The organism is Floridaenema aerugineum BLCC-F46 (assembly GCF_041929345.1).
Lineage (GTDB): Bacteria > Cyanobacteriota > Cyanobacteriia > Cyanobacteriales > Aerosakkonemataceae > Floridanema > Floridanema aerugineum.
Genome location: NZ_JBHFNQ010000229.1, coordinates 1 through 6,023 on the forward strand (window position 1 = coordinate 1; position 6,023 = coordinate 6,023).

General features: G+C 43.4%; 6 protein-coding genes and 1 tRNA gene. 6 read left to right on the forward strand and 1 reads right to left on the reverse strand.

All coding sequences use genetic code 11. The annotated features are described in order from the left end of the window. The first annotated feature begins 236 nt into the window (after positions 1-236). Positions 237-318, forward strand: a tRNA-Leu gene (locus ACE1CC_RS32115). 79 nt (positions 319-397) lie between these two features. Beyond that, a complete protein-coding gene (locus tag ACE1CC_RS32120) occupies positions 398-1,189 on the forward strand; it encodes a TrmH family RNA methyltransferase (protein WP_413274504.1) in 792 nt (263 codons plus the stop codon). Here the strand turns inward: ACE1CC_RS32120 and ACE1CC_RS32125 are convergent. Continuing rightward, the gene (locus ACE1CC_RS32125) at positions 1,184-1,402 is read right to left on the reverse strand and encodes a hypothetical protein (RefSeq protein ID WP_413274505.1); all 219 of its coding nucleotides are present in this window, start codon (positions 1,400-1,402) and stop codon (positions 1,184-1,186) included. The genes ACE1CC_RS32120 and ACE1CC_RS32125 overlap by 6 nt on opposite strands. A 267-nt stretch (positions 1,403-1,669) precedes the next feature. Here ACE1CC_RS32125 and lpdA point away from each other — a divergent pair, with 267 nt between their 5' ends. From lpdA to ACE1CC_RS32145, 4 genes are all read left to right on the forward strand, one after another. After that, the gene (gene lpdA / locus ACE1CC_RS32130; RefSeq protein WP_413274506.1) at positions 1,670-3,109 is read left to right on the forward strand and encodes a dihydrolipoyl dehydrogenase; all 1,440 of its coding nucleotides are present in this window, start codon (positions 1,670-1,672) and stop codon (positions 3,107-3,109) included. 173 nt (positions 3,110-3,282) lie between these two features. Then, complete coding sequence (gene trpC, locus ACE1CC_RS32135) at positions 3,283-4,179, forward strand: indole-3-glycerol phosphate synthase TrpC (protein ID WP_413274507.1); 897 nt, start codon at positions 3,283-3,285, stop codon at positions 4,177-4,179. A 40-nt stretch (positions 4,180-4,219) separates the two neighbouring features. Further along, a complete protein-coding gene (locus ACE1CC_RS32140; RefSeq protein WP_413274508.1) occupies positions 4,220-4,504 on the forward strand; it encodes a DUF5340 domain-containing protein in 285 nt (94 codons plus the stop codon). 203 nt (positions 4,505-4,707) lie between these two features. Beyond that, positions 4,708-5,859, forward strand: a complete 1,152-nt coding sequence (locus ACE1CC_RS32145) for a pyridoxal-phosphate-dependent aminotransferase family protein (protein ID WP_413274509.1) — start codon at positions 4,708-4,710, stop codon at positions 5,857-5,859. The last annotated feature ends 164 nt before the right edge of the window (positions 5,860-6,023 follow it).

Below are 6,023 nucleotides of genomic sequence, written 5' to 3' on the forward strand. Positions count from 1 at the left end.
ACTTCACATTTTGTGCTTCGTAATATATTTTTGGTTTGATTCTACAGGAAAGTTTCAAAATGTCCATAATCGAGATGTTTTTTTTATAACATGAATGGGGGACTGGGGATTAGGGACTGGGGTAGGGGCAATTCATGAATTGCCCCTACCCCAGTCCCCAGTCCCCAGTCCCCTATTGACAAATCAAACAACTTACTGCATGATAGTAGATTGTGTGCTAAATTAATAAAAAAGAAGCGGAACTGGCGGAATTGGTAGACGCGCATGATTCAGGTTCATGTGGTGCAAGCCTTCCGGGTTCAAGTCCCGGGTTCCGCATTTGAATTTTCGATTGGCGATTTTGGATTTTAGATTGACTGTAAAATCCAAAATCTAAAATCTAAAATCTAGGATTACTATGTTGACCAGTCTGCAAAATCCACTGGTAAAGCAAATTCGCAAGCTGCATCAAGCCAAGGATCGGCAAGAACAGCAGCTTTGTTTGTTGGAAGGAACTCATCTATTAACAGAAGCGATCGCAGTTGATTATCCCTTAGTCACGGTTTGTTGTACTCCTCAATGGCAGGAGAAATACCCGGAACTTTGGCAACAAGCTTCAGAACGGTGTGAACGATTGGAATTAGTTAGTTCAGAAGTGATTAAGGCGATCGCAACCACCGTTCAACCAGATGGTGTAGTAGCCACAGCAGCCCGTGCAGCCACCTTCCGCACCCAAGTTCCTTACACTGGGTCAATATTAGCCTTGGAGACGATTCAAGACCCCGGCAATTTGGGTACAATGATTCGTACAGCAGCAGCAGCAGGAGTTTCTGGTTTGTGGTTGAGTGCTGATAGTGTAGACTTAGACCATCCCAAGGTATTAAGAGCCTCAGCCGGACAATGGTTTCGCTTACCAATGGCAGTAACAACAGATTTAAAAGCTGTAGTTGGCGAATGTCAAAAACAAGGAATGCAAGTAGTAGCAACCTTACCGGAAGCGAAATTAACTTACTGGGAAACAGACTTTGAAAAACCTAGCTTAATTTTGATGGGCAACGAAGGCGCAGGATTATCTGCGGATTTAGAAGCTTTGGCAGATAAACAAGTGAAAATACCCCTTAGTCCAGGGGTGGAATCTTTAAATGTGGCGATCGCAGCTGCTTTAATTTTGTACGAAGCGCAACGCCAACGTTATCAGAAAAACTTATGATTCGGGGTGCGATCGCTTTTCGATAAAAGCATCAATGTCAGCCAACGCCTCCTCAAAAATATCCTCCTCTTTCTTTTTGCTCGGAGGCTTTCCTTTCGGAGAAACAGAAGTAGGTTTTTCTTCTGTCTGAGTCAACATACTCTCAAAGTCCTCAAGGGATGCCATAAATGCTGCCGCAGCCTCTTGACGCATTTTTCGCTTCTCGTTCTCCATAATTAACTCCTAAAATTTGACAGGGTAGGGAGGTAAGAAGGTGGGGAGGTAGGGAGAGTGTAAGAGGTAGTTAAATCATCCTTTCCATCCCCCCATCCCCCCATCTCCCCTAATCGAACCCAGTCCCCATCTCCCCAGTCCCCTCTTCTGCCTTAAACTAAATATGCCCAATTGTGCCATGATGATTGCTGAATGAAAAAAATGTTGTCTAAATTACCCGGTCTAGTTAAGAATTGATAAGGGCAGTGAGCAACTGGAGAGGTTCAGGTGAGTCAGGGATTTGATTATGATTTAGCCATCGTTGGTGCTGGCGTGGGTGGACATGGTGCTGCCCTTCATGCGGTAAGCTGTGGCTTGAAAACTGCGATCGTCGAAGCTGGCGATATGGGTGGAACCTGTGTTAATCGTGGTTGTATCCCATCAAAAGCGTTATTGGCAGCATCGGGTAAAGTGCGCGAGTTACGCAATGCCCACCATTTGAAAACGTTGGGAATTCAAGTGGGTAATGTAGAATTTGACCGAGAAGCGATCGCAAATCATGCGGTTAACATTGTCTCTAAGCTGCGCGGTGATTTAACCAACAGCTTGAAACGCATCGGCGTAGATACAATTGTAGGCTGGGCAAAGTTGGCAGGCCCACAAAAATTATCCATCTCTACCAGCGATGGACAGGAAAAAATTATTACTGCCGAAAATATTATTATTGCTTCTGGTTCAATCCCTTGGGTACCTCCCGGAATCGAAGTTGATGGTAAGACAGTTTTTACCAGCGATGATGGAATTAAATTAGATTGGCTACCGCAATGGGTGGCAATCGTTGGCAGTGGTTACATTGGGTTAGAATTTTCGGATATTTATTCGGCATTGGGATCGGAAATTACCTTAATTGAAGCGTTACCGGAATTAATGCCAGGATTCGATCGCGACATTGCTAAAATAGCTGAAAGAATTCTGATTACTCCCAGAGATATTGAAACTAAAGTCGGGATGTTGGCGAAAAAAGTTACCCCAGGTTCGCCAGTAATTATCGAATTAGCAGATGCTAAAACTAAAGAAACTGTCGAAATTTTGGAAGTTGACGCTTGTTTAGTCGCCACAGGAAGAATACCCTTTACCCAAAACTTAGGTTTAGAAAGTGTCGGCGCAGAATTAGACCGTCGAGGTTATATTCCTGTTGATGATAGAATGGCTGTACTTTCTGGTGGGGAAGTTGTGCCGCATCTTTGGGCGATCGGAGATGCTACTGGTAAAATGATGTTGGCTCATACCGCTTCTGCCCAAGGAATTGCCGCAGTAGAAAATATTTGTGGCAGACACAAAACAGTAGATTATCACAGCATTCCCGCAGCTGCATTTACTCACCCAGAAATTAGTTTTGTGGGAATGACAGAAACAGCAGCGAAAGAATTAGGAAGTAAAGAAGGTTTTGAAGTTGCCAGCGTCAGGAGTTATTTTAAAGGTAATTCTAAAGCAGTTGCCGAAGGAGAAGCAGACGGGATTGCGAAAGTGATTTATCGGAAAGATAACGGGGAAATTTTAGGCGTTCATATTATAGGTTTGCACGCTTCCGACTTGATTCATGAAGCATCAAATGCGATCGCAAATCGTCAATCAATCCACACCCTAGCATACCTAGTTCACGCCCATCCCACACTCTCAGAAGTCCTAGACGACGCATACAAACGCGCCGCCGAAGCAGTGAAATGAGAAGAGATGGGGAGGTGGGGGGATGGGGAGATGGGGAGAGTTCCTTAAATTTACATCAACAACTCTCCCCACCTCCCTCCCTCCCCACCTCCCCACCTCCCCACCTCCCCACCTCCCCACCTCCCCACCTCCCCAATCCCCAGTCCCCAGTCCCTAGTCCCCAGTCCCCAAAAATGGAAATTCGTCGTCGTCCCCCAAATCCCTCAGTTGCAGTTCAAGAGTTACGCTATCAAATAGTAGCTCCTGATGCTGCACCAAAAAACATTTTAGAAGAAATTGTTTGGCATAAAGAAACCGAAGTCGATCAGATGAGGGAACGTTTGCCTTTGGTAGAATTACAAAAGCAAATCGCTAATCTTCCCCCACCTCGCGACTTTATTGGTGCTTTAAAATCAGCAGCTAAAAAACCTGCAATTATTGCGGAAGTGAAAAAAGCTTCTCCCAGTAAAGGGGTGTTGCGGGAAGATTTTGATCCGGTGGCAATCGCCCAAGCTTACCAAAACGGCGGCGCTTCCTGCATTTCTGTACTCACAGACAGCAAATTTTTTCAAGGCGGATTTGAAAATCTAGCCAATATTCGCCAAGCCGTAGATATACCTTTATTATGTAAGGAATTTATTATTTATCCTTACCAGATTTATTTAGCCCGTTCCAAAGGTGCAGATGCTATCTTACTAATTGCGGCGATTCTTTCCGATCAGGACTTACAATATTTTGTGAAAATCGCCCAAGTCCTGAAAATGGCAGTGTTGATTGAAGTTCATACCTTAGAAGAGTTAGATCGAGTGTTAGCCTTAGAGAAGGTCAATTTGATAGGGATTAACAATCGCAACTTGAAAGATTTTTCTGTGGATTTACAATTAACTTGCGATCTGCTCGCTACTCGCGGTCAACAACTAAAAGAACGCGATATCGTGGTAGTGAGTGAGTCTGGATTGCATACTCCTGATGATTTATACTTAGTAGTAAAAGCAGGTGCTACTGCTGTACTCATCGGTGAGTCATTGGTGAAACAAGCAAATCCAGAACTCGCAATTAAATCTTTAGTTGGTGATATTAACCCTAACTAATTGATTGGCTATTAGTTAACCTAATTCTAAGTTTACATACATGGAGCCAATACCTCTTCCCTCGCCCGTCCAATACGAATTAATACTGCAATTGTTAGAACGGAAAACTAATTTTGCTGTATCTGACAATACAGAAGTTAAAGAAAAGGTGAGGCAGTTAATTATTACTTTGCGAAAAGCTATTGCTCAACAAAAGCAAATAGAAGATATTTGTTCTCAAGCGAAATTACCGACGGAGTATTTTTGGTCTTTAAATCATGTGATCGATCGCGCAACAGAAGAGGTAAATAGTACTGAGATAGAGAAAAGTCAGCCACCAGTTTAAGATTTTAGATTTTGCATTTGACTAAATCTGAAATCAACAATGTATAATTAGAAACTCCTCATAGCGTACTTATAGTATTGCTGGCGTTGGGGAAAAGCCAAGAGTTTTGAGTGAAAAAAAGTTATTTAATTCCAAACTTTTTGAGAAATTCTAAATTCAGAACTCACAATTAAAACATAGCAGACTGTATCTAGGAGAGACTGATGGACAATAAGTTAATATTAATGATTCCGGGACCGACACCTGTACCCGAACAAGCTTTACTCGCTTTGGCAAAACATCCCATCGGACACCGGAGCAGCGAGTTTACCCCGATTATGGGGGAAGTTTTCCAAAATCTCAAGTGGATTCACCAAACCCAAAATGATGTGCTAGTTTTGGCTTCTAGCGGTACTGGGGCGATGGAAGCGGGGATTATTAATTTTTTGAGTCCGGGAGACCGTGTTTTGGTAGGATCGAATGGCAAGTTTGGCGAACGTTGGGGCGAAGTTTGTCAAGCTTACGGCTTGAATGCAGACATTATCACCGCAGAATGGGGTAAACCTTTAGATACTGAACAGTTCCGCGAAAAGCTAGAAGCTGACAAAGAAAAGCAAATTAAAGCGGTAATTGTTACTCACAGCGAAACTTCCACAGGCGTATTAAATGACTTGGAAACTATTAACCGCCATGTGAAAGCGCACGGTGAAGCGTTAATTATGGTAGATGCGGTGACGAGTTTAGGCGCAGTTAATTTACCCATCGATGAATGGGGAATTGATGTGGTAGCTTCGGGATCGCAAAAAGGTTATATGATTCCTCCAGGTTTAGCTTTTGTGAGTGTGAGTGCAAAAGCTTGGGAAGCTTACAAAACTGCCAAGTTACCTAAGTATTATTTGGACTTAGGAAAGTATCGTAAAGATGCGGCGAAAAATAGTTTTCCCTTTACGCCACCAGTTAATTTAATTGTGGCGTTACAAGCTACTTTGCAGATGATGCAAAAAGAAGGTTTGGAGAATATTTTCGCCCGTCATCAACGCTTGAAAAATGCCACTCGTGAAGCGGTAAAAGCTTTGAGTTTGCCTTTGTTTGCGCCTGATAGTGCTGCTTCTCCTGCGATTACCGCAGTAGCGCCAGTGCAGGTAGATTCGGAACAAATTCGCAAGGTGCTCAAGAAAAAGTATGATATCGCAATGGCGGGAGGACAGGATCATTTGAAAGGTAAAATCTTCCGCATTGGGCATTTGGGTTTTGTGAGCGATCGCGATATACTAACTGCGATCGCATCTCTAGAATCAGCCTTACTAGAACTAGGCTACGATGCCTTTACCCCCGGCGCAGGTGTCGCCGCTGCTGCCAAGGTATTTAATAGTTAGGTAGTGGGTAGTACCATTCCCGAAATCCGCCTGGGACTCAAGTCCCAGGCTAATAGCTAAACTCCTCTAAAGAGGACTAAATATTTAATATTCTTCATATTCAAAGGCTTTTAGTCCATTTTAATGGACTTGCGCTATTAGCCCGGAAATTGATTTCCGGGCGG

What these genes read in the sequence shown, in the direction of transcription:
- ACE1CC_RS32120 (WP_413274504.1), top strand. Translation starts at nt 398, where the DNA reads ATGTTGACCAGTCTGCAAAATCCACTGGTAAAGCAAATTCGCAAGCTG.
- ACE1CC_RS32125 (WP_413274505.1), bottom strand. Translation starts at nt 1,402, where the DNA reads ATGGAGAACGAGAAGCGAAAAATGCGTCAAGAGGCTGCGGCAGCATTT.
- trpC (WP_413274507.1), top strand. Translation starts at nt 3,283, where the DNA reads ATGGAAATTCGTCGTCGTCCCCCAAATCCCTCAGTTGCAGTTCAAGAG.
- ACE1CC_RS32140 (WP_413274508.1), top strand. Translation starts at nt 4,220, where the DNA reads ATGGAGCCAATACCTCTTCCCTCGCCCGTCCAATACGAATTAATACTG.
- ACE1CC_RS32145 (WP_413274509.1), top strand. Translation starts at nt 4,708, where the DNA reads ATGGACAATAAGTTAATATTAATGATTCCGGGACCGACACCTGTACCC.